This is a genomic window from Myroides sp. ZB35 (assembly GCF_001865835.1).
Taxonomy (GTDB): Bacteria; Bacteroidota; Bacteroidia; order Flavobacteriales; family Flavobacteriaceae; genus Flavobacterium; species Flavobacterium odoratimimum.
Window position 1 is genome coordinate 2403766 of the sequence record NZ_CP017769.1, and the last position, 22577, is coordinate 2426342.

23 protein-coding genes are annotated in these 22577 nt (G+C 34.8%); 13 read left to right on the forward strand and 10 right to left on the reverse strand.

Going from position 1 to position 22577, the window contains the following annotated elements; all coding sequences use genetic code 11:
• Window positions 1-279 precede the first annotated feature (279 nt).
• Both BK054_RS10830 and BK054_RS10835 read left to right on the forward strand, forming a co-directional pair.
• Window positions 280-1215, forward strand: coding sequence for a hypothetical protein (locus tag BK054_RS10830; protein WP_006263131.1), 936 nt, complete (start codon window positions 280-282; stop codon window positions 1213-1215).
• A 30-nt stretch (window positions 1216-1245) separates the two neighbouring features.
• Window positions 1246-2088 carry a sulfurtransferase gene (locus BK054_RS10835; RefSeq protein WP_006260808.1) on the forward strand — a complete coding sequence of 281 codons (843 nt, stop codon included), beginning with the start codon at window positions 1246-1248 and terminating at the stop codon, window positions 2086-2088.
• 48 nt (window positions 2089-2136) lie between these two features.
• Here BK054_RS10835 and BK054_RS10840 read toward each other — a convergent pair whose 3' ends face one another.
• The 6 genes from BK054_RS10840 to BK054_RS10865 form a co-directional block, all read right to left on the reverse strand.
• Window positions 2137-3663, reverse strand: a complete 1527-nt coding sequence (locus tag BK054_RS10840) for an AbgT family transporter (RefSeq protein WP_006263133.1) — start codon at window positions 3661-3663, stop codon at window positions 2137-2139.
• A 106-nt stretch (window positions 3664-3769) separates the two neighbouring features.
• Window positions 3770-4849, reverse strand: coding sequence for a hypothetical protein (locus BK054_RS10845; protein WP_058699438.1), 1080 nt, complete (start codon window positions 4847-4849; stop codon window positions 3770-3772).
• 89 nt (window positions 4850-4938) lie between these two features.
• Window positions 4939-5637, reverse strand: coding sequence for an RluA family pseudouridine synthase (locus BK054_RS10850; RefSeq protein ID WP_006256767.1), 699 nt, complete (start codon window positions 5635-5637; stop codon window positions 4939-4941).
• A gap of 77 nt (window positions 5638-5714) precedes the next feature.
• Window positions 5715-6533, reverse strand: coding sequence for a 3-methyl-2-oxobutanoate hydroxymethyltransferase (panB, locus tag BK054_RS10855; RefSeq protein ID WP_006256766.1), 819 nt, complete (start codon window positions 6531-6533; stop codon window positions 5715-5717).
• 57 nt (window positions 6534-6590) lie between these two features.
• A complete protein-coding gene (locus BK054_RS10860) occupies window positions 6591-7772 on the reverse strand; it encodes an SH3 domain-containing protein (protein WP_006260812.1) in 1182 nt (393 codons plus the stop codon).
• Between the two features lie 4 nt (window positions 7773-7776).
• The gene (locus BK054_RS10865) at window positions 7777-9201 is read right to left on the reverse strand and encodes an L-serine ammonia-lyase (RefSeq protein ID WP_071307254.1); all 1425 of its coding nucleotides are present in this window, start codon (window positions 9199-9201) and stop codon (window positions 7777-7779) included.
• A gap of 406 nt (window positions 9202-9607) precedes the next feature.
• Here BK054_RS10865 and dnaK point away from each other — a divergent pair, with 406 nt between their 5' ends.
• The 4 genes from dnaK to BK054_RS10885 all read left to right on the forward strand — a co-directional run bounded on the left by dnaK (window position 9608) and on the right by BK054_RS10885 (window position 13013).
• On the forward strand, window positions 9608-11503 hold the full coding sequence (gene dnaK / locus BK054_RS10870) for a molecular chaperone DnaK (protein ID WP_006256763.1): 1896 nt from the start codon (window positions 9608-9610) through the stop codon (window positions 11501-11503).
• A 130-nt stretch (window positions 11504-11633) separates the two neighbouring features.
• Window positions 11634-11870, forward strand: a complete 237-nt coding sequence (locus tag BK054_RS10875) for a hypothetical protein (RefSeq protein WP_006256762.1) — start codon at window positions 11634-11636, stop codon at window positions 11868-11870.
• A 4-nt stretch (window positions 11871-11874) separates the two neighbouring features.
• Window positions 11875-12219 (forward strand): type II toxin-antitoxin system RelE/ParE family toxin, encoded by a 345-nt coding sequence (locus BK054_RS10880; RefSeq protein ID WP_006256761.1) that lies wholly within the window; start codon window positions 11875-11877, stop codon window positions 12217-12219.
• A gap of 47 nt (window positions 12220-12266) precedes the next feature.
• On the forward strand, window positions 12267-13013 hold the full coding sequence (locus BK054_RS10885) for a hypothetical protein (RefSeq protein WP_058699440.1): 747 nt from the start codon (window positions 12267-12269) through the stop codon (window positions 13011-13013).
• 42 nt (window positions 13014-13055) lie between these two features.
• Here BK054_RS10885 and BK054_RS10890 read toward each other — a convergent pair whose 3' ends face one another.
• Both BK054_RS10890 and BK054_RS10895 read right to left on the reverse strand, forming a co-directional pair.
• Window positions 13056-13550 (reverse strand): GNAT family N-acetyltransferase, encoded by a 495-nt coding sequence (locus BK054_RS10890; protein WP_006263139.1) that lies wholly within the window; start codon window positions 13548-13550, stop codon window positions 13056-13058.
• A gap of 2 nt (window positions 13551-13552) precedes the next feature.
• Window positions 13553-13927, reverse strand: a complete 375-nt coding sequence (locus tag BK054_RS10895) for a hypothetical protein (protein ID WP_058699441.1) — start codon at window positions 13925-13927, stop codon at window positions 13553-13555.
• Between the two features lie 82 nt (window positions 13928-14009).
• On the opposite strand from BK054_RS10895, the gene BK054_RS10900 reads away from it, so the two are divergent.
• The 3 genes from BK054_RS10900 to pdxY all read left to right on the forward strand — a co-directional run bounded on the left by BK054_RS10900 (window position 14010) and on the right by pdxY (window position 16947).
• A complete protein-coding gene (locus tag BK054_RS10900; RefSeq protein ID WP_058699442.1) occupies window positions 14010-14582 on the forward strand; it encodes a Crp/Fnr family transcriptional regulator in 573 nt (190 codons plus the stop codon).
• A 90-nt stretch (window positions 14583-14672) separates the two neighbouring features.
• Window positions 14673-15740 (forward strand): SDR family oxidoreductase, encoded by a 1068-nt coding sequence (locus BK054_RS10905; protein ID WP_058699443.1) that lies wholly within the window; start codon window positions 14673-14675, stop codon window positions 15738-15740.
• A 352-nt stretch (window positions 15741-16092) separates the two neighbouring features.
• Window positions 16093-16947, forward strand: coding sequence for a pyridoxal kinase (pdxY, locus tag BK054_RS10910; protein WP_058699444.1), 855 nt, complete (start codon window positions 16093-16095; stop codon window positions 16945-16947).
• 67 nt (window positions 16948-17014) lie between these two features.
• Here the strand turns inward: pdxY and BK054_RS10915 are convergent, their stop codons facing one another.
• Window positions 17015-17938 (reverse strand): GNAT family N-acetyltransferase, encoded by a 924-nt coding sequence (locus BK054_RS10915; RefSeq protein WP_058699445.1) that lies wholly within the window; start codon window positions 17936-17938, stop codon window positions 17015-17017.
• Between the two features lie 121 nt (window positions 17939-18059).
• Between BK054_RS10915 and BK054_RS10920 the strand changes: the two genes are divergently transcribed.
• The 4 genes from BK054_RS10920 (at window position 18060) to BK054_RS10935 (ending at window position 21192) form a co-directional block, all read left to right on the forward strand.
• On the forward strand, window positions 18060-18881 hold the full coding sequence (locus BK054_RS10920) for a helix-turn-helix domain-containing protein (RefSeq protein WP_058699446.1): 822 nt from the start codon (window positions 18060-18062) through the stop codon (window positions 18879-18881).
• 112 nt (window positions 18882-18993) lie between these two features.
• Window positions 18994-19491, forward strand: coding sequence for a DNA-deoxyinosine glycosylase (locus BK054_RS10925; protein ID WP_006260821.1), 498 nt, complete (start codon window positions 18994-18996; stop codon window positions 19489-19491).
• The gene (locus BK054_RS10930; RefSeq protein WP_006260822.1) at window positions 19488-20165 is read left to right on the forward strand and encodes a DUF2461 domain-containing protein; all 678 of its coding nucleotides are present in this window, start codon (window positions 19488-19490) and stop codon (window positions 20163-20165) included. The genes BK054_RS10925 and BK054_RS10930 overlap by 4 nt, the downstream gene beginning before the upstream one ends.
• A 37-nt stretch (window positions 20166-20202) precedes the next feature.
• Window positions 20203-21192: a DUF6985 domain-containing protein gene (locus BK054_RS10935; RefSeq protein ID WP_006260823.1), complete on the forward strand. Its 990-nt coding sequence runs from the start codon at window positions 20203-20205 to the stop codon at window positions 21190-21192.
• Window positions 21193-21391: 199 nt separating this feature from the next.
• Here the strand turns inward: BK054_RS10935 and BK054_RS10940 are convergent, their stop codons facing one another.
• On the reverse strand, window positions 21392-22489 hold the full coding sequence (locus BK054_RS10940) for a glutaminyl-peptide cyclotransferase (RefSeq protein ID WP_006260824.1): 1098 nt from the start codon (window positions 22487-22489) through the stop codon (window positions 21392-21394).
• Window positions 22490-22577 lie beyond the last annotated feature (88 nt).

Sequence of the window (22577 nt, forward strand, 5' to 3'; positions counted from 1 at the left end):
CGAATCTTTATGGGGTTATGATAGCATAGTGGTCGCATAGTTTTAGCCCTTTTTTATGCGACCATTATGCCATCACTATGCGATCACTATGCGACCACTGCTGTAAAAACGGTTTCGTCCTAATATAGCTGTACAGTTATTGTTTATAATCCTGCTTTTAACTGTACACTTGTTTTTAGTGATTATCAGATTGTTTTGCGGGTTTAGTATTTATTATAACAAGAAGAAATAAGAGAACGTGGTTATTTTTTGTACTTTAGATTTTCAATATAAGATAGAATGATAAGACTTAGTTTAGGATTGTTTATAGTAGGGATAACCCTGATGGGATGTAAGGAGAATAGACAACAAGAAGTCAGTAATACAACTGCAGAGTCTCAAGAGAAAGTGGTTGTAAATAAGAAGAAGTTTATAGAAGGGGCTCTAGTGTATAAGATGTCATTAAGTGATTCTCTTCTCAATCAGTTTATCGTACACATTAGTCATGATCCATTGTACAGTAAAGAATTAGCTAATAAGTACCTAGCTGAGCTATCTGTAGAAGATAGAGATAGAGTGAAGCAGTTTCTGACAGAGAATCCTCAGATATTAAAAGAATACGGTAGATTGCCTTTTATAAAGAATAATGTATATGTAGCAGGGTATGAAGTCGTGTATAAGGCAGAAGGAGCTACTTATCTTCTAGAGAATAAGTGGAATGATATACTAGATGAAGGATTTGTATATGCGACCTCGACGATAGTTCCTAATACAGCATTAAACTTCTCTTACCAAAAAGACTTTTTAGAAAAAGAACACTGGCATACTCATATTACCTTAGATGATTATACTCGTGTGACGTCTGATGAGGTAAGTATGGTAGCAGGGTATGAAGTAGAGAAAATAATCTATACTCTAAAGAAAAATAGCAAAAAGAACAATTTGCCTAAATCTCTAATAGTTTATACCAGTATACTCTTTAATCCTGTTATCAATAAAGTACAGCCTTATTGTCTAAATGAAGAAGGAGGAATCCTAAAATTAGAAGTAGAGATGCCTAGTGTACCTCAAAGTATGAATATGGTGTATGAAGCTGAAATGATCGTAGGGAGAAAGCTGTTAGAACAAGAGACAGCCATAGTAGCTACTAAAGCATTCTATGGGACTAAAACAAATGATGACTTAGCTAAGTTAAAAGAAAGATTATCTAAGATTTTTGTGGTACCGAGTATATAGAATAAGAGATGAAACAAACAATAAGTATATATGAAACCAATTATCCAACCAGTTGAACTATTGTCTTTAAGAGAACAAGGAAGTAGTTATATATTAATAGATGCTACGAATAGTAAGGTGGCTAGAGCTGAGTATGAGAAAGAACACTTAGACGGAGCTTTATTTGTAGATGGAAATACACAGCTAGCCCATATAGGAGAAGATGCGTCAAAAGGAGGGAGACATCCATTGCCTTCTGTAGCACAATTTGCTCACAGCTTGAAGTCTTTAGGTATTACTCCAGATAGTCATGTGATTATTTATGACACAGTATTCGGAGGTAATTCTGCTGCTCGATTTTGGTGGATGCTGACAGCTGTAGGTCATCAGAAAGTACAAGTGCTAAGTGGTGGAATGAGTGCTGCGCAGCATGTAGGTTTTCCAAGCAATAATAATGTGGTCAAAGCAAGTGAAGTAGGAGTGTACCCTGTAACGGAGTGGCAACTACCACTAGCTGATATTCATGAAATAGAGACGAATGTAGGGCGAGAGGATTATGTAGTGATCGATGTACGTGAGGCAAATCGATATAAAGGGATAACAGAACCTATTGACACAGTGGCAGGGCATATACCAGGAGCTATCAATGTTCCGTTTATGTCTAATCTAGATGAGAAGGGGATGTTCTTGACAGAAGAACAGTTAAGAGAGAAGTACACTGCTATTCTACAAGATTATCCGTTAGAGAATAGAGCAGTACACTGTGGCTCTGGTATTACAGCATGTCACACTCTATTAGCCATCACAGCAGCTGGTATCCCGACGCCTAAGCTATATGTGGGCTCGTGGAGTGAATGGTCTAGAAGTAATAAACCTATTGCAACAGAAGCGTAAATAGTATAAACACTAAGAGCTAACTTTATAAAGTTAGCTCTTAGTGTTTTATTGTGCAGTATAGAATAGTTGTGCTCCTGGCCCTAGAGGTAATTCTAGAAGTAACCAAATCACAAATATAATAGACCAACCGATAAAGAATACAATAGTATAAGGAAGCATCGTAGAGACGATAGTTCCTATACCTGCTTTTTTGTCATAACGCTGCATAAAGGCAACAATTAAGGCAAAATAACTCATCATCGGAGAGATAATATTAGTAACGCTATCTCCTATACGGTAAGCCACTTGGACTAGTTCTGGAGAATACCCTAATAACATGAACATAGGGATAAATACAGGTGCCATAATAGCCCATTTAGCAGAGGCACTTCCCATAATTAGGTTAATTAAGGCCGAGACTACAATAAACATCAGCATCAATGGAATAGCTCCTAAACCTGATTTTTGTAGTGTTTCTGCACCCTCTATTGCGAAGATTAACCCTAGATTAGTCCAATTAAAATAAGCAACGAACTGAGCAGCAAAGAACACTAAAACAATATAAGACCCCAAAGTTTCCATCGCTTTTGACATTCCTTTCATTACATCTGTATCGTTTTTGATGGTTTTAGCTCCGATACCATAAGCGATACCTGCTAGGGCAGCTCCAATAAATAATAAAGCAACAATACCTGACATAAAAGGAGACTTCAAAATCCCACCATCAGTACCTCTTAAATAACCGTTCTCTGGGATCAGACCTCCTAGTATAAATGCAGTGAATAAAAGACCTGCTATAGAGGCATAGATTAGGCCTTTCTTTTCTTCTTTTGTTAAAGGATCTATAGAAATTGCTTTTTCATCTCCTGTGTATTCTCCTAATCTAGGTACGACTATGCGCTCTGTAACCCATGTACCAAGAATAGCAATAATGAAGGTAGATACAAATAAAAAGTAATAGTTCGCAGCGGGGTTAACTACATAAGCAGGGTCTATAATTCTAGCTGCTTCTTCTGATAATCCTGCTAATAGCGGATCTATAGTTCCCAATAATAAGTTAGCACTATATCCTCCTGATACTCCTGCGAAGGCAGCTGCTAGTCCTGCTATAGGATGTCTACCTGCTGCTAAGAATATGATAGCAGCTAAGGGTACTAATAAAACATAACCTACTTCACTAGCCGTATTAGAAAGTATGCCTGCAAATACGATAACGAATGTCAGTAGCTTCTTAGGAGAGGATAGTACAATCTTTTTTAAGATAGTTCCTATTAATCCAGAACCTTCTGCAATACCAATACCTAGTAAAGAGACTAGTACCGTACCTAAAGGAGCAAAGTTAGTAAAGTTAGTAACCATTTTAGAAAGAATCATGTGTAATCCTTCTGCACTTACTAGGTTGAATGACTTTATCTCTTCTTTAGTACCTGGATGGAGTACGGAGAGATCGAAAAAACTGGCTATCCATGAGGCTATAATAACTAATACAGCAAAACTAGCAAACAGAGTTGCTGGATGAGGTAACATATTACCAATCTTTTCAACACTAGATAAAAACTTATCTACTAAACTTTTTTTAGGCTTATCATTCATTTATCAAAAAATTATGTAAAAAGTGAAGATAATATTTTTTACTTATCTATGAAATGGGATTCGTTTTTTTACAATATTTTATATTGATGATATATGCTTAGCGTTTTTATAACTTTAGGTCATAGATGGATACGCCTTTTTCATTACATGATAAGAACTGCTGAGAGGTAGTGTTATATATATAAGTACGAATGGTATGATCCTGATGAAGTACTTCTCCATTCTTAGATACGATATATACCCCTTCATCTGAGTTAACTAATACGAAAGCATCGAGTATAGCGTCAAAGTACATAGCGTTGTATTGGATAGCTTTATCTTGTAGTTGTATTTTATCTAATAAGGTAGCTTTGTTTTCTTCTAATAGGTATAGGTGTATTTCATCTAAGGTGTCCTCTGTTGCTTCTTCCTCTTCTTCTGTATAAGGGCTGTGTTCTACGGCAAGAATATTATTGCTTACCCAGCATATTTGTCTTGATTCATGTTCTCCTCCATGAACGATGATATCTTGTATTCTAGGGTTGGTGATAAAATTACAGACATCATAAGCATTGATACAATCAAAAGAACCCCATACCCATCCTACACTTGCGAAGTATTGATGATTAGGAGATAATAGTAACTTACCATAGAAATAATCATAGGTACTCGGCCAAGCTAGCTTATTGTGTTCTTTATGAGTTTTATAAAACTCGATATGCTTCTCTTCTGCAGCGTCTTCTATTAAAGATTTAGCAGCAGTTAGTACTTGACGAGTATCTAAATTCATGATTTGTACATGGTTCCAATCATCCGCATAGATGATATGAGGTATTTCATTGGCATCTTTATACAGTGCGATAGGGTACTTCGTAATATTAGCGTAATAATCCCCTCTCCATAGATGTAGTCGGTATTCTTGTTTAGGATTAATGATATAACCATGACGTTTAAAGTCGTTTACGATAACGATAATATCATCTAAAGTATAGATAGAAATAGGAGCAGTGAGGTCAAACCCGTCATCAGTATACCCCATACTATCTTGTAAAGTAGATACTAGGGTAGTTTTGTCTGTCTGAAAGTTATGTCTTGTTACATCTCCATTGCTCAGTACCATCACTATTTCGTCAGTATTAGATAGTGTAGAAGCGAGTATGGTGTCATCAGTCCGTTGTGTATAGCTATATTTCTTTTCTATTTGCATACTTTATAATTTATAGCGAAGATACGAAGTTGACCAATAGGAGATTATAGAAATACAAAAAGCTATTCAGAAATGAATAGCTTTTTGTATTATTTTGGTTCTATATTATTCCATATTACTTCATCAGGAGTAGGAGCTACTATGGTAAGTGTCTCTTTAGTCACTGGGTGAATAAAGGTAAGCTTACGAGCATGTAAGTGAATACCTCCATCAGGATTACTTCTGTCTGCTCCATATTTTAGATCTCCTTTAATAGGGCAACCTATAGCTGATAGCTGGCATCTTATCTGATGGTGACGTCCTGTGTATAGATCTATCTCTAGAGTAGAATAGGTCTTTAGTTGGTGAAACATTCTATAGGTTAGCTTTGCCTTTTTACTATTAGGGACTTCTTTATTATGTGCTTTAGAAGTATTGTTCTTAGGGTTTCTAACTAGGAAGTGCTCTAATGTGTCCTCTACTTTAGGGGGAGCATCTTTTACTACTGCCCAATACGTTTTTTGTGTTTCTCTGTTCTTGAATGATTCGTTTAAGCGACTCAGTGCTTTAGATGTTTTTGCAAATACTACTAATCCAGAAGTAGGACGGTCTAAGCGATGTACTACGCCTAGATAAACTTCTCCAGGTTTATTGTACTTCTTTTTTAAGTATAATTTTACTATTTCGCTTAGTGGCATATCACCTGTTTGGTCACCTTGTACGATATCGCCTACGCGTTTATTAATGACGATGATATGATTATCTTCATGTAATACTTGTAGGTTTTCGGGTGTAGAAACAATCTTCATTTGTAATAATTTGAAACAAAAATATCCTTTTTATATGTAAAAAGGATATTCTTTGTATTTTAAATAAGTAAGCTTTCTTAATACTGTTCGTTTTCATTCGGAAAATCAACAGACTTAACATCTTCAACATATTGAGATACTGCATTTTTCATATCTTCAAAAATGTTCATATAACGACGTAAGAATTTAGGGCTAAATTCGTGAGTAAGTCCTATCATATCATGTACTACTAATACTTGCCCATCTACACCATTACCAGCACCGATACCGATAACAGGGATAGAAATACTCTCAGCAACTTTCTTTGCTAAAGCAGCAGGAATCTTTTCTAGTACAAGAGCAAAACACCCTATCTCTTCTAACATTTTAGCGTCTTTGATCAGCTGATTAGCTTCTTCTTCTTCTTTAGCTCTTACGGTATAAGTACCAAATTTATAGATAGACTGAGGAGTAAGTCCTAAGTGGCCCATCACAGGGATACCTGCATCTAAGATACGTTTAATACCGTCCTTAATCTCTTCTCCACCTTCCATCTTTACTGCATGAGCGCCACTTTCTTTCATGATACGAATAGCTGAACGCAATGCTTCTTTAGGATCAGATTGGTAAGAACCAAAAGGTAAGTCCACAACAATTAGCGCTCTGTCAGCTCCACGTACTACAGACTGTGCGTGATAGATCATCTGATCTAATGTAATCGGTAGAGTAGTCTCATGACCAGCCATTACATTACTAGCAGAATCTCCTACAAGCATTACGTCAACTCCACCTGCTTCTAATACTTTAGCCATAGAGTAGTCATAACATGTTAACATTGATATTTTCTCTCCGTTGGCTTTCATATCTATTAGCGACTTAGTTGTCACTTTTTTATAGTCTTTTTTTGCTACAGACATTTTTCTTGTTTTTTTGGGTTATTGTAAAATTGTTATTTCAGAATAAAAAGAAGAGAATTAGCAGAAGTAAATCAATTCTACTTTACTCAGCTTACCTTCTGCAAATGAAAATTGGTATACCATATCTCCAGCTGCTATCTGATACGCTTTTTCTAAAGGAAGAATTGTATTAATAAGGCCTTTTCCTATTTCTAAAAATTCTTTTTCTGTTGTATTTTCATTCACGATGCTGTTGTTGATCTTGAATCCAGCATCATTTTTTATTTCTATTATTCTTAACTTATATGTTTTATTGACATCATGTCCAATACATTCAGCTGTATGGAATATTATATTGCTCTCATAGTCTCCTAGAGCACAATCATCTAAGTTAGAATAACTCTCTTTTATCTTCCCTAGACTTTTCTCTAATGTGGCTAAGCTAAAACCTTTTCTTGGTTCTAACACATTATTTAACGTAAAACCGAATAGTTGTTGGTTTAGCATATTTTCTATTTTGTCAGCTATTTCTTCATTATTAGGAGACACTTTTAGAACTTCTGCTTGTAGTCTAGCGATGGTTGCTTTTTCTGGACGGTTATTTTTGTCCGCATATTCAGCAAAAACTCCTAGTGCTAGTGCTGTTTCATCTTGGCTACTATTCCAACCAAGCTCTACGATACGTTGGATAAATCTCTTTTGATCTTTTGGATCAGTAGCTTTTTTATAATTTGTTATTAGATTGTTTAGGTTAGGTCTTTTACCTAAATATTTCACTGGTACATAGCCTGTATTTCCTAAGTGAGATACTTTTACCCAAGCTTCTTTATCATAAGGGTAGTAATCTATGGCTAATGGTGTACCTGTGTACAGTGTCTCTAATACTTCTGCTTGATGATTAGGAGCTTTTCTTACCTTCAGTCCACCTACTGTTGTGAATAAGTGAGGACTTCCATAATAATCATCAAAGTCTATAATCGGATTAGGAGAGGCTTCTGATGTATCTTCTGCTGAGAGCGTTTTTTTTAGATTATTAATATCTAAAATATAAGTCTCTTCTGCATAAGCATTAGTTACCTTGAATACATCTTTGTTTATTTTTTCTATATTTTCTAAATAAGCACCACGTGTATAGACTCCTATCTGAGTAGTACCATTAGCATCGTTGTAAGCTACAGTGGGTGTAGATACATAGAGTTGACTCTGTCCTAAAGCATAGGCCGAGACTAGGAAACACAATATTCCAATCGTTTGTTTCATCTGTTTAACAGTCTGATAAGTTTACAGCTACAGCAAGACCACCTTCTGAAGTCTCTTTGTATTTATTATTCATGTCTTTTGCAGTTTCCCACATTGTATTGACTACTTTGTCTAAAGGAACTTTTGCATTCTTAGGGTCAGTATCTAAAGCAAGCTCTGCTGCATTAATAGCTTTAATAGCGCCCATCGTGTTTCTTTCTATGCAAGGTACTTGAACTAGACCTCCGATAGGGTCACATGTCAGTCCTAAGTGATGTTCCATAGCTATCTCAGCTGCTACAGTTACTTGTTCTGGAGTACCTCCCATTAGCTCACATAAGGCACCAGCAGCCATTGCACTAGAAACCCCAATCTCTGCTTGGCATCCTCCCATAGCAGCAGATATCGTAGCTCCCTTTTTAAAGATACTACCTATTTCGCCAGCTACCATTAAGAACTGTTTGATTTCTTTATCGCCTGCTTTATGGTTCTCTATAACTAGATAATACATTAATACCGCTGGTATAACTCCTGCACTACCATTAGTAGGGGCAGTCACTACACGCCCAAGAGAAGCATTCACTTCATTAACAGCTAAGGCAAAACAACTTACCCATTTCAATATCTGTCTAAAGTAAACCTTTGTCTTACGAATAGTCTGTAACCATTCTTGAGGTGTGTTATAAGGGAGGTCTCCTTTCAGTTTAGAATGAGTGTCATAAGCACGTCTACGTACGTTAAGGCCTCCTGGTAATATACCTTCTGTATGACATCCGATATACATACACTCTAGCATGGTATTCCACACGCGTAATAACTCATTATGTATCTCTTCTTCTGAACGTATAGACTTTTCATTTTCATATACTAATTCAGAGATAGACATATTCTGCTCTTTACAGTAGGCTAATAATTCCGTAGCTTTTTCTATAGGGAAAGGGAAAGTAGCTTTGATCTCTTCTTTCTCTTGATTATCAGGGTTTTCTTCTTTTACTACAAATCCTCCACCGATAGAATAAAAGGTAGATTCATATAGTTCATGTTCACCATATTGTACAGTAAATGTCATTCCATTAGCATGGAAAGGGAGGAAGTTTCTATTAAATACAATGTTTTCCTTAGGGTTAAACACTACAGGCATTGTTCCTCCTAATAATAAAGACTGTGAAGCATTAATATGATCAATAATACCACTAATGTCTTCGACAGGGACATATTCTGGATCAGCTCCACTTAGTCCTAACATGACAGCTAAGTCAGTAGCGTGCCCTACTCCCGTAAGAGAAAGTGAACCAAATAAATCCATTTTCAGAGAAGAAACTTGGTCAAAGATATTGCGATCACGCAATTCTTTTAAAAAAAGCTCAGCGGCTCTCCAAGGACCTAAAGTATGCGAACTAGATGGTCCTACACCGATTTTGAGCATATCAAATACAGAAATACATTCCATAAAATAGTAGTGATTTAATAATACGAAGATAGCTAAATTCTAATCAGAGACAACTTTTAGAGATTTATTTAACGCAAGATGGGAAGGGAATTATGTGGATAGATAATTATATAGTTGTTTTATGTTTCTTGTATTGATTACTAAGTAGGAGTAGTAAGTGATGTGTTTTTTAAGGAGAGGGCTTCTTAAGGAGAGGTATCATTGTCAGTATATACTGACGTTATGTATGCTTATTTCTTATCTAAAAGAGAGGTAAATGACAATATGACATTATTTAAAAGATAAAATGACCTAAAAACAGACAAAATATTCAATTTTTTCTGTTGGCACAAAGATTGTTTAAGAGTAACCGAGCATGAAGCTCACGACAATGAATTAAGTATAAAAATAAACTATAGAAAATATTATGAGTAAAATAATTGGTATTGACTTAGGAACTACAAACTCTTGTGTTTCTGTAATGGAAGGAAACGAGCCAGTAGTAATTTCAAACGCTGAAGGAAAAAGAACTACACCATCTATCGTAGCTTTCGTAGAAGGTGGAGAGATTAAAGTAGGTGATCCTGCAAAACGTCAGGCTGTAACTAACCCAACAAAAACAGTTGCGTCTATCAAACGTTTTATGGGAGAGAAATATAGTGAGGCTGCGAAAGAAGCAACAGCAGTACCTTACCAAGTAGTAAAAGGAGATAATGATACTCCACGTGTAGATATCGATGGACGTTTATATACGCCACAAGAAATCTCTGCGATGACACTACAAAAAATGAAAAAGACAGCTGAAGATTTCTTAGGACAAGAAGTATCGGAAGCAGTTATTACTGTACCAGCTTACTTTAATGACGCACAACGTCAAGCGACAAAAGAAGCAGGAGAGATTGCAGGATTAAAAGTAAGACGTATCATTAACGAGCCTACAGCGGCTGCGTTAGCATACGGATTAGACAAAACAGGAAAAGATCAAAAAGTAGTAGTATATGACTTAGGTGGTGGTACATTCGATATCTCTATCCTTGAGTTAGGAGACGGTGTATTCGAAGTATTATCTACTAATGGAGATACTCACTTAGGAGGAGATGATTTCGATAACGTAATTATCAACTGGTTAGCAGATGAGTTTAATTCTGCTGAAGGAGTAGATTTACGTAAAGATGCTATGGCATTACAACGTTTAAAAGAAGCTGCTGAGAAAGCTAAAGTTGAGTTATCTTCTGCTACACAAACAGAGATTAACTTACCTTATGTAACAGCTACTGCTTCAGGACCAAAACACTTGGTACAAACATTGACAAGAGCTAAATTTGAGCAATTATCAGATGATTTAGTACGTCGTTCTATGATTCCTTGTGAGAAAGCTTTAAAAGATGCTGGTTTATCTAAATCAGATATCGATGAGGTAATCTTAGTAGGTGGATCTACACGTATCCCAAGAATCCAAGAAGAAGTAGAGAAATTCTTTGGTAAAAAACCACACAAAGGAGTTAACCCTGATGAGGTTGTAGCTATCGGTGCTGCTATCCAAGGAGGTGTATTAACTGGAGATGTAAAAGATGTATTATTATTAGATGTTACGCCACTTTCATTAGGTATTGAAACTATGGGAGGTGTATTCACTAAATTAATCGAATCTAATACAACTATTCCAACTAAGAAATCTCAAGTATTCTCTACTGCTGCAGATAACCAACCATCGGTTGAAATCCACGTATTACAAGGAGAGAGACCAATGGCTAATGATAACAAAACAATCGGTCGTTTTCACTTAGATGGTTTACCACCTGCACAAAGAGGAGTGCCTCAAATCGAAGTAACTTTCGATATCGATGCTAATGGTATTATCAAAGTATCTGCTACAGATAAAGGAACTGGTAAATCTCACGATATTCGTATCGAAGCTTCATCTGGATTAACTGAAGAAGAAATCCAAAGAATGAAAAAAGAAGCTGAAGCCAATGCTGATGCTGATAAAAAAGCAAAAGAAACTGTAGAGAAAATCAACGAAGCTGATGCTATGATTTTCCAAACAGAAAAACAATTAAAAGAGTTCGGAGATAAATTATCTGAAGGAAATAAATCTAATATCGAAGGAGCTTTAGCTGAATTAAAAACAGCTTTTGAAACTAAGAACTTAGATACTATCCAACCAGCGTTAGACAAAATTAACGAAGCTTGGAAAGCAGCATCTGAAGAAATGTACAAAGCACAAGCTGAAGGTGGTCAAGCAGGTCCTCAACAAGGACAGCCAAACCAAGGTGGTGATGCTGATGGTACACAAGATGTAGAATACGAAGAAGTGAAGTAAACCCACTTATATAGTTGTAAAGAGAGAAACCGAGTCTGTATAGGCTCGGTTTTTTTATGTGGTAAATTTATAGTTAGGGAGGAATGTGTTTATTTATTTTGTGTAACTTTGTGTTGTAAATGAATTAGTTATGAGTGTAGAGGTAAAGAGACAGCAGATAGTTAAATCCCTTATGGATATTCACGATGAGGCATTGATCGACCAGATAAATGAATATGTCAATGCTCTGAAACGAGTGGAAGAGGAGATGTTTTTACCTATGACAGAAGAGGAATTAGAGAGCAGATTAGCTATATCTCGTAAAGACTATGAGGAGGGAAGGTATTATACCTTAGAGGAAGTAGAAGAGATGAGTACTAAATGGTAGTAGTATGAAAATAATATTATCTGATTTTGCAGCCAGTCAATTAAGGGATATATACTTCTATTATGTTAATCATGTCAGTGTAAGCAAGGCTAAAGAGGTAAAGGATAATATTATTAAAGCAATCAAGCAGTTAATTGATTTTCCCTATTTAGGACAGAAAGAAGGTATGATGTATAGTCGATTCGAGAGAAGGTATCTCTTAGTTTATGAGTATAAAATTCTATATGAGGTAACTGAAGAGAATATTGTTATTCTGGATATCTTTCATACTAAGCAATCTCCTCATAAGATGTATGTCAATGAAGATAGAGAAGAATATCAGAGAAATAATAGTAAACCGAGTCTGTAAAGGCTCGGTTTTTTGTTATCTTTAATTGTATGTAAATTTCAGATACTATGGCAAATAGAGTGTATTTAACTTTTAAAAATAAAAATAACGAGGAGGAAGAGCTAGAAGCTATAGGAACTTTGCCACAATTGTGGCAAGAATTATATGATTTAGAACTACTGAATGAACAAAAAAGTAAACTAATAGAAAGTTATATAACGGAAGGAGATAATAGAGTTTCTTTGATAATTGATAAATCAATAGTACTTAGTAATTTACAACAAAGAATTAATCATAATTTAGCTATTGAAATATCTACTAAAAAGCAATTGAGAAAAGATTTTTACAATTTCTTATTGAATGAGGTGAAAGATGATGAAATTATATGTATTGATTTTGAAGAGTTAAGTTGGTTTTATAATGAAACAGAAGATTTCTTTAGTGAATTAGAATTATTTCATAATGACGATGAGGTATACCAAAGAAGTAGCTTGGAAGACTCAGTTTATAAAATAATGGGATGTACTGATACTTTAAAAAAATACTCTGATATTTATAAACAATGGAGCGATGATAATAAGAGTATTAAGCAATTGTATTTAGAAGAGTATGCGAAAAAACTAAAGAGGGAAGATAGAAAAGAGTTTTTTAAAAATATATTCTATTTATTTTTATGTTTAGTTTTTCTTGTTGTAGGTGTATTAATGCTTATCAAAGAACCCAATCAATTTTGGACAGCATTGAGTGGCGTGATATTTGGATTAATAGGATGTATAGTGTTTGGAGTGAGAATTTATGAATACCTATTGGAATAGATACAGTGTATACTATAGTTAATCTATAAGAAACTTAGTTTATTAGTAATATAGTGTTTTCTCATAACAATTAAACACCCCTTTTCTAAACTGAACTGTACCTACTAATTGATAACCTTTTTTAGTGTAAACCGCATTAGCAGTAGTATTTAGTGTATATGCATCAAAGCGAATAGATGCATAGTTATTGTCTTTGGCGTATTGTTCTGCGAATAGAATCATCTTACTAGATATCCCTTTACCTTGTGCCTTAGGACTGACAAATAATCTATGGATAACAATAAATGGAGTAGGGCTAGTCCAATGTAGATCATTATACTCTACATCATATTCTTCGTTTAAGACCATATAGGCTAAGATCTGTTCGTTTTCTGTATAGATATAAGCTTGCTTCTTTTGAATGTCATTAGAGATAATATCTTTATTAGGATAAGATTCATCCCATTGATCAATACCTTGGCTGAGCATATGTTGTTTTACTTCTTCTAATACATGTAAAGTCTGGGGTAAGTCGGTAATATCAATTGGTTTTATCATCGTTATTTTGTTTGTAGTAAAATGTCTTTTATCTCCTTGTTGTAATAATTAGGAGTACTTATTAGAAATGAACTAGGTAAGTCGACATCATACAAATCGTTATAAATAAAGGTAAAGTCTATATAGGGAGGAACAGCCAATATTACTAAATTATAGGCAATAATCGTATAGTTATCATTAATATCGGTAGTGCCTTCTAATATAGTAATTCCACTGTCTGTAATAGCATTTGCAATCGTCAAAACAATATCATCCCATAGTTCTTCTAAGTAATCAAAACTGTTGTGTATATCCACGATAGCATAGTCAAACTGTACAGATAGTGCTACTTTTTGCGGATAAGGAATAAGTAAGTTTTGTTGAGATATAATCGGCATAATGTTATAATGAATAGCTAAAGGTAATCAAAAGCAGTTTTAAAAAACTTAATTTTGTTGATATGATGTTATATGACTTATTATGTTTGACCTATTAATTCAACACATTCAAGAAAAAGTACACTTGACCACAGAAGAAACTGTTCGTTTAGAAGATTATTTTACAGTTAAAAAACTAAGGAGAAAGCAATACCTACTGCAAGAAGGAGAAGTGTGTAAGCACATGGCTTTTGTTGCGAAAGGAGTACTGAAGTCTTATGTGATAGACGAAAAAGGAGTAGAGAATATTAACTTCATTGGTTGGGAAGGCTGGTGGATGGCAGATTCTTATAGTTTCTTTACTGGTGAAAAAGGAGTATTGAACATTGATGCTTTAGAAGAAGTAGAATTACTGCTTATAAGTAAGGAAGACTATGATAGAATAGTGATAGATATGCCTGTGATGAGTAACTACTTTAGAATACTTTATGAACGTAGCTTAGCGAATAAAGATAGACGTATATTGAGTAATATAGCCTATAATGCAGAGGAGAAATATGCGCAAATCATTACTTGTTATCCAGACTTAGTCAACCGTATTCCACAGCATCTTTTGGCTTCTTATTTAGGTCTAACTCCAGAAACAGTTAGCCGTATTAAGAAAAAAATGAAGTAATCTATTTGATCTAGATCAAGGGATTGACTTATCTTAGGTCAATGCACAGCTATTTTACTTGCTTTAGCTTTGTCTTCAAAGAAATGAATCATGAAGAACAAAGCATTAGTAGTAGGCGTTAGTGGTATTGCTGGTAGTAATCTAGCAAAAGAACTTATCGCTCAAGATTGGACAGTATATGGATTAGCAAGAAATCCAAAAGGAATTGTAGACGGAGTCATTCCCATTGCTGCAGACTTATTAGATAGAGAAGGTTTAGCTATAGCCTTACAAGATATAGCTCCTACCCATGTTTACTTTACCACCTGGATGCGTAAGGATACAGAGGCAGAGAATATTATTATCAATGCTACTTTAGTTAGGAATTTACTAGATGTATTATCTTCTAAACAGAGCGTAAAGCATGTAGCCTTAGTAACTGGATTAAAACATTATTTAGGCCCCTTTGAATCTTATGTGAAGTCAGGTATCTTACCTATTACCCCTGTTAGAGAAGAACACCCTCGATTAGAATTAGAGAATTTCTATTATGCTCAAGAAGATGAAGTGTATAAAGCATCTGAGCGAGACGGTTTTACTTGGAGTATACATAGACCTCATACTTTGATAGGGCATGCAGTAGGTAATCTGATGAATATGGGAATTACACTTGCTGTGTATGCGAGTATATGTAAGGAAGAAGGACTTCCTATGGTTTGGCCAGGATCAGAAGCACAGTGGAATGGGGTATCAGATGTAACAGATGTAAGCGTATTAGCAAAACAGTTAGTATGGGCATCCACTACTGCTACAGCTAAGAATCAAGCCTTCAATGTTACCAATGGAGATGTGTTTAGATGGAAGTGGCTATGGGAAGAAATAGCTAATTATTTTGACATACCTTTTGAAGGGTATAAGGATACTATCAGACCATTAGAAGCAACCTTGTTACAGAAGAGTGAGGTATGGCAGACTATTATAGCGAAGCATAAACTACAAGCAATGGATCTTGATACATTAGTCTCTCCATGGCATACAGACGCAGATTTAGGTCGTCCTATAGAAGTCATTACAGATATGTCTAAGAGTAGGAAATTAGGCTTTACAACTTATAAACCTACAAAAAACTCTTTCACAGAACTATTTGAACAATTAAAAGTAGAACGTCTTATACCATAAAATAGAATTAAGCAGACTACGGTCTGCTTTTTTATTGGTATTATTTTAACCCAGAATAAGCGTTAGCCAAATACTACAAAGCAATTCTACTTCATATCTCTTTCATTAGCTCTAAAACCATACTATAGTATGCTTGTATCACTAATTCAGAGCTATTTTGTATAATTACTTTTCGTTTATCTGTCTATCACTGATTCTGGGTTTAATCAATTTTCTTTAAACTGGACTATCTCGCTTGCTGATTATAGTTGTATTTTTGTAAGAAATAATTTAAGAAGCACAGATGTATATTTTCCTTGTCTTATAGAAGTAAATAGACAAGAGTATAGAAGTGTTTTCTCATTTCATTACCATGATAAATAACACAATAGAACCTCATATTATATCCATACAGAGTACTGTCTCTACTGGGTATGTGGGGAATAACTCAGCTAGTTTTGCTATACAGCTTCACGGAATTAATTGTGTAGCGATGCCTACCATTCTTTTATCAAGTCACACAGACAAGCCTGTTTATTATGGAGAGGCTGTACCTAAAGAATTATTCGAAAAGCTGGCTCGTGGAGTATTAGAAATTAATACGGCACAACTTACGCAGTATGTAGTAAGTGGGTACTTAAAAAGCAAAGAGATAATAGATGCGACAGCACAGTTCATTAAGCAATTAAAAGCACAGCATACCATCACCTATATCTATGATCCTGTATTTGGAGATACGCGTACAGACGGGCTGTATATACCTAAAGAGCAGGCAGATTATTCTAAAGAACGATTATTAGCGCTAAGTGATATCTTGACTCCTAATCACTTCGAATTAGAATACCTTTTAGGCAAACGTATAACGAATGAGCAAGAACTACTAGAAGCAGTACAGACAGATGAGGTATTGTCTTCTAAAACCATTGTTTTGACTACAGCCGAAATGAAAGAGAATATTAATCATCAAGTAGAAGTCATCTTGATTAATGAAGGTAAGTTGACTCATTTTTATGCTGATAATATACCTGTAGAAGTAGTAGGGACAGGAGATTTATTCACAGGAACACTCTCCGCACAGCTAACGAAAGGTCGTACGATAGAAGAAGCTATACAGATTAGTATGAACTTTTTGTCTGAAGTATTGAGATATGTTCATCAGCACAGATTGAAAGAAATGAATGCTATGGCTATCTTACAAGCGCAAGATGTTCTAGCAGTAAAGTATTAATAAAACACAAAGGCAGTACGTTAATATTTCATACTGCCTTTCTTATTTATTACTAACTACTTAGAATTTATGTATGTGATAGCGAAGCTACCATGGTCTTCTGATCAAAGAATAAGTCTATTAGCTCTTCTGTCACCATCAGCGTGATATCGTCATCTTCTTTATATAAGCTATAAGTAGCTTGTTCTATTTCAGGGCTAAACGCAAAATAGATAGTCTGTGTCTCTTCTGTACAACATGCATCTATTATCGCATCGAGTTGTTTGACATTGTGATCTCTTTGATAAATAGAATAGATTGTCAGTTCGCTTTCTTCTTGCTCATAGATAATAATGGCATCCAATGTTTTGCTGTAGTAAATAGAGTTTTTAAAACCAAAATCTAAATTAGCATAACAATAAAAGAAAGCCAACCCTACATTTTTAGTATTTAGCCTATTATAGGTATATCCATTTTTGACATATTCTTCAAATAGAGCAAGCGATGTAGGATTGTCTAAATCTAATTTCTCTAAACTCGATAGAGTAGAAGGTTTTGTATTCACCTTTAGTGTAGCTTGATATTCTTCTACAGGTACATACCCAAATTTTGGGTAGAAGTCCAGTACTGTATCATTTGCAAACAAGAAGTAACCTGTTACGATGTCTTTATATTCTGCTTCTATATATTCTAATAAGAACCTTGATAAACCGTTATTTTGATAGGCAGGGTCTGTCATCACAGTACCTAATTGTCCTGTTTTATACGTTTTATTATCTTTCGTTATTTCGAATAGGCTTAAAGTTGTATGTGCTACTATTTTATCTTCTTGGAATAAAGAAAACACGATACAATCCTCTCCCCAATATCCCGATTGGTAGTATCCTTCAAAGTCAAACTCCCACACCTCCTGACACATTCTATTGAACTCTTTTCGTTTTTGTTCATCATCTTGATAGTTGATATATAAGGTATAAGATGTGTCTTTTATAATTACTGATTTACTGATCATATTTCTTTTTTATTTGGTGCAAAGTTCTGAATAAGACCTTGTTTATCTATTGACAGTATTGTTTTATAAATGTGCAATAAGTTGTTTTTATTGTTAACTTTGACTTATTAACTACTGTGTGATGAGTCAGCATTTCCCTATTCAGATTATAACATCGGATCGTATTATTCCTTCTTTATTCTCTACTACCACATATAGAGAGAAAGGAATATTGTTGTCTTATTGTATGGAGGGAAGTAATGAGCTCAAAGTTGACAACCAAACAGAGATGTTCTCTGTAGGTTCTCTATTGACAGTATTTCCACAGCGTTTGTTCTCTATTCCTACTACAGAAAGCAAGGGAAAGTATCTATGTGTGTTGTTTGATCTGGATAGTATAAAGGATCTTATTCTACCTACTAATTATCAGTTTTTAAATGAGTTGGTCAGACATCCTATTATTCATCTGAATGAGGGGGATCAAAAAGTGTTTATAGATTACTATCAGTTGTTGTTGGCCAATCGCAGTACAGATGCATCTGTGTTTTATCCTGATGCGATGAAGTATCTATTGTATTCTTTAATCGCTCATATTAACCGATTTTATGAACAAGATGAGGTAAAGTTGAAGCCAAGTTCGAAGAAAGAAACAACTGTTTTTAGACTGTATAATTTGGTTCATCAGCATTATTTAGCTGAGCGCACAGTACAGTTCTACGCTGATCAACTAAAGCTCACTCCTAAGTATCTAACGACTTTGGTACGCAGGCAGACGGGCAAGACAGTCTCTTCGATTATTAATGAACTAGTACTCACTCAAGCGCAGTCTTACCTTATCGCAACGGATAAACCTATCTACACAATAGCTGAAGAGCTTCATTTCTTAGATGCGACTAGCTTCTGTCGTTATTTTAAAAAATCTACAGGACACTCACCTTTAGCCTATAGACAAGCGCATTTATAGATGATTTAAACAACTATTTGACAATAGAGGTGTATTGATATAAATCATAGCAATTTAACTTCTGTAATCGAATGATTTTCTTGTTCATGAAAAATAGTGATACCTTTGATACATGTCAGAACAAAAGCGAATTACATCTTTTCAACCAATTGTTGATGCTAATGCTAAAGTACTTATTCTTGGGACAATGCCTAGCATAAAGTCACTGTTGTACCAAGAGTATTATGGCAATCGTCAAAATGCATTTTGGAAGATACTCTTTTGTCTTTTCGAACAAGAGTTTAGCGAAGTGTATTCGGATAGGGTGGCCTTGATACAAGAACACGGTATAGCTTTATGGGATGTATTGCAATCTTGTGAACGAAAGAGTAGTCTAGATAGTGATATACAAGAGGAAAAGGCAAATGATATACAAGGTTTACTTCAACAGTACCCTAATATCAACACTGTTGTATTTTCGAGTCAGAAGGCAGCGCTATACTTTAAGAAACACATTGGTTCGATTGCAGGTATTGAGTTATTGACATTAGCCTCACCTAGTGGAGCAAACGCATGTATGAGTTTATCTGAAAAGATAGCAGATTGGCAACAATTAAAAACAAAACTATGAAACAACTTACAAAAGAGCATATTGATTTTCTAATCACATTAAGTCAAAACAACAACAAACCCTGGTTTACTGAGAATAAACCTACTTTCGACAAGGTATTCGCAGAGGTTAAAGCGTATTTCAAGATGATATACGATGAGATGCAACAACATGATAGTATAGATGTATTTCATGTACACCGTATCTATAGAGATGTAAGGTTTTCAAAAGACAAGACACCTTATAAGGATTACTTTGGATTGCATTTAGGACGTACTAAACCAATGCTTAGAGGAGGGTATTATGTAAATATAGAGCCAGGTAGAAGTTTTGTTGGTGGTGGTTTTTGGGAGCCAAACAAAGAAGACTTATTGCGCATTCGCAAAGAGATAGAAATAGATGCAAGTGAACTAAGAGATATTATTGCAGAAGAACAATTCCAGAAGTACTTTGGAGAACTACAAGGGGAGGAACTAAAGACTGCCCCTAAAGGATTTGACAAGGAGCATCCTGCTATCGACTTATTGCGTAAGAAGCAGTATCTCGTGATGCGTTCGTTCACTGATAAGGAGGTATTAGCTCCTAATTTTAAAGAGGAGGTAATTAAGACGTTTCTTGCGATGAGACCACTGTTTGACTATATGTCAGATGTACTGACTACTGATGTGAATGGAGAAAGCTTGTATGGGTATTAATTATTGGAGAAATTGAATTATATAGAAAGCGTGTAGTATGGTGTCTTCTAAGTATTTGGGGAATTTGATTCCTTTTCAGTTTGCAAGTTGGAAGTTTGAGAATAAGTTGCCAATAGCTGATAGTGTTTTTGTTGATGTTATTTTGGATAGTTATTTCTTAAGTGAAAATAGCCAATTAATTACTCAAATAGACTCATTTGTCGGACAAGTTCTTTCTGCAAAATGGAAGGTTACTTTTGAAAGTTTTACTACTTATTTATATCATCAATTAGTATTAAAGAAAGGATATGCCTTCGATAAACAAGAATACATTTACACCACACCAGCAGAAAGTATATCTCTTGAGCAGCTTTGGAATTATTTAGACATAGAAGTTATCGTTTTATTGGATGAAGATTTAGAGGAATGGTCTTTTAAATTTGATATTTCAGGCTTTAACACCCATTTATCAGTACTGTTTACTGTAGAAGGGATGTGGGTTTCACGAGACTTAAATGACAGTAGAACTCCTATAAAAGCGGAGTATAAATTACTCGATTCAGGCTTAGAGTTTTATTATAATGAAGATGTTTATGAATGGGTAAGTACTCGTTTTATATCTTCATTAATATGGGGAAGTCATCGAGGGTGTCGTATTTCCATACAGGAGGAATTATTTGCTATAGCAGGGATGGAAGAGAGAATAGTAAATTGCATAAAAGAATATGAGCAGAAGAATAAAGATGAGATTTTTGTAACTGCTATGGGGGCTTTGGAGAAATCTTTTAATGTAGCTTGGCAGGACTATAATGAGGAATATGAAAAGGATTTTGTATTAGAAAAAGCTAATGTGAATAGAGAATTATTATGGCAATTAGTTGCGCCACCTAATAGTGTAAGAATAGTATTAAACGCCAATGAACAACTTGTTTTTATTCACTACAACGATTGTTATTGGGAGGCAGAGCATGGAATTCACTTTATATATAATGAACAATTAGATTTTCTTAGGATTGGTTTAGGTAGTGATTATTGGGAAGAAGAATAAAATTCATATAATAAAAAATGCTGACCATGGTCAGCATTTTTTGTTTTCAGTTTATGGTTCCCTGTTTCCAGTTTTCTGTTTCCAGTTTTCTGTTTCCAGTTCTCTGTTTTCTGTTTTCAGTTTATGGTTCCCTGTTCCCAGTTTCCAGTTCCCAGTTTTCTGTTTTCAGTTTCCAGTTCCCTTTATTCAGTTCCCTAAATTATTTAATAATCTGTACTTCGAACATTTTGTCCCAGTTTTTACCTGTTAGGAAGAATGTCTTAGTTTGTGGGTTATAAGCGATACCGTTCATTACATCTCTGTCTTCGTGATATGTAGTCAGGTTTACTAATTCGCTGAAGTCTATAACAGCTTCGATTGCTCCTGTTTGAGGATTGATTACAGCTACTGCATTTTGTGCGTAGAAGTTAGCATATATCTTACCATCTACCCATTCTAATTCATTAGCGTATGGAATAACATTCTTATCTGTATATACGCTTACTCTGTCTATTTCTTTAAAAGTCTCTGGATCTAGTTTATAGATAAACTCAGAACCTGATGTCATATACAGGTGCTTACCATCATTCGTAAGTCCCCACCCTTCCATCTTCTGAAAATAAGGAAGTGTTTTTTCTTGTTCTAATGTTTCAGGGTTGAATACATAAGCTTCATTGTTTTGATAAGTTAGTTGGTATAGTTTACCATTTAAGATAGTACACCCCTCACCGAAGATCTCCATTGGTTGTTTGTGAATCTTGATGATTTTACCCGTTTTATAATCTACTTGGCGTACACTAGAGATTCCTTTCTTACCTGTTCCTCTTCCCGTGTTCGTTGTTCCTCCACCTTCGCCATTACCTGTACTTTCGTATAAAATACCATTGTAGAATTCTAGACCTTGTGTATAGGCTTCTTGATCATGAGGATAAGTGTTTACTAATTTATAGCTGTAAAAAGCAGGTTCTTTTGGAGCTGTTATTTCTATATTCGTAGTGAATTCTTTATTCGAATTCTCAGCATAAGCAACAGCTTTAATCGTTGTTTTACCTAACTTTTGTTCACCTAAGTTTAGATTTAACACCTCATTTTTGATAGAAGCACCTACTTTTTTGTCGTTGAAGTAATAAATTACAGAGTCTACTTGCGCATTTTCGGTAGTTTTTAGACTCAGTTTTATGTCTTCATTTCCCTTATATAGCTGTTTTAGATGAGTAGTATCAATAGATAAAACATTTTTTTCTAAATTTTTTTTGTTTGAACAGCTTATAAAAGCTACTCCTAATGCTAACGGAACTAGAATGTTATATTTTTTCATTGTCATTTTTTAATTTGATACAATATACAAATCTAATGCGAATAGTTGAAAAAGCTTGGAAAAATAAAAAACCGTTGTATATTTGCAG